This is a genomic window from Methylobacterium goesingense (genome assembly GCF_022179225.1).
In the GTDB taxonomy this organism is placed as follows: Bacteria; Pseudomonadota; Alphaproteobacteria; order Rhizobiales; family Beijerinckiaceae; genus Methylobacterium; species Methylobacterium goesingense.
In genome coordinates, this window is the sequence record NZ_BPQL01000235.1 from 1 (window position 1) to 1,390 (window position 1,390).

The window sequence follows — 1,390 nt, forward strand, 5'->3', positions numbered from 1 at the left end:
CGCTCCAGCAGGCGCGGCAACTCGCTGAACACGGTCGGCGTGTAGCCCTTCGCGGTGGGCGGTTCCCCGGCCGCGAGACCGATGTCGCGCTGGGCCATCGCGAAGCGCGTGATCGAATCGATCATGCAGAGCACCTGCGCGCCCTGGTCGCGAAAGTGCTCCGCCACCGCCAGGGTGACGTAGGCGGCGTTGCGGCGCATCAGGGCCGGTTCATCGGAGGTGGCGACGATGACGACCGAGCGAGCGAGGCCCGCCGGGCCGAGGTCGTCCTGGAGGAATTCCTGCACCTCGCGACCGCGCTCGCCCACGAGGCCGATCACCGCCACGTCGGCGGCGGTGTAGCGCGCCAGCATCGACAGGAGGACGGACTTTCCGACGCCCGAGCCCGCGAAGATGCCCATGCGCTGTCCCGCGCACATGGTCAGGAAGGTGTTGATGCAGCGGATGCCGAGATCGAGAGGGGGGCCGACGCGCTTGCGCGCATGGGCGGGGGGCGGGTCGGCGCGGAGTGGATAGACCACGGGCCCCGGCACCAAGGGCCCGAGGCCATCGATGGGGCGACCGAGGGCATCGATGGTACGGCCGAGCCAGGCCGAGGACGGCCGGATGGCGCCCGCAGCCTCGTCGCGGACCATGGCCGGGCAGCCGCGGCGCACCCCCTCCAGCGAGCCGAAGGGCATCGCCAGCGCCCGGTCTCCCTGGAAGCCGATAATCTCGCAGGGCACGGCGCCGAGACCGTTCTCCACGGCAATGTCGAGTCGGCCACCCAGGCGCATGGCCGCCACGGGACCAGCCACCTCCACGAGGAGCCCCCGGATGGCGACGACGCGCCCGAAGGTCTCCAGCACCTGCACATCGGCGAGGGCAGCCCGCGCACCAGCCAGGCGCAAGCGGGCGACGCTAGGGTCGCGTTCGGTCATCGGCGACTCTCTCAACCATTCGTTTACCTCCCTCCTTAACACTGTGTGCATCGGGCTTGTAGCAGGCCGCCGGCTTCGGTCGGGATCCAAGAAATCTTCGTGCGGGGCCACGACATTCCGATGCCGTGGCGCCGGGGAGACAGCACACGAGAAGTGTTTACGGGCGAAGGACTTGAGGGGACACGCGGACGGTCCGCGACGAGCCGGCAAACGGTCTTACGAGAACAGACCGTCAACGGCGAGAAGCGTGGCCGGAAATCGGGTCCAATTGCGTGCTTGCATCCGTGAATCAGGTTTTGTTAACGATTAACGAATAGCGTTTCACGTCAATGACGAGGGAGCGTCCGCCACGGGCCGGTGGCGGACGAACGGCGGGGGCTTGCCCGTACGCTGCACACGGCCGGCTGGGCTGGGGACCGACGATGCGGGTACTTCTGATCGAGGACGACAGCGCAACCGCGCAGAGCATC

The 1,390-nt window shown here is 68.6% G+C and carries 1 protein-coding gene; it reads right to left on the reverse strand.

Annotated elements, in window-relative coordinates; genetic code table 11:
- A partial coding sequence (gene fliI / locus MFF30_RS25480) for a flagellum-specific ATP synthase FliI (RefSeq protein WP_238283036.1) occupies positions 1-920 on the reverse strand: 920 nt, incomplete at its 3' end.
- Between the last annotated feature and the right edge of the window lie 470 nt (positions 921-1,390).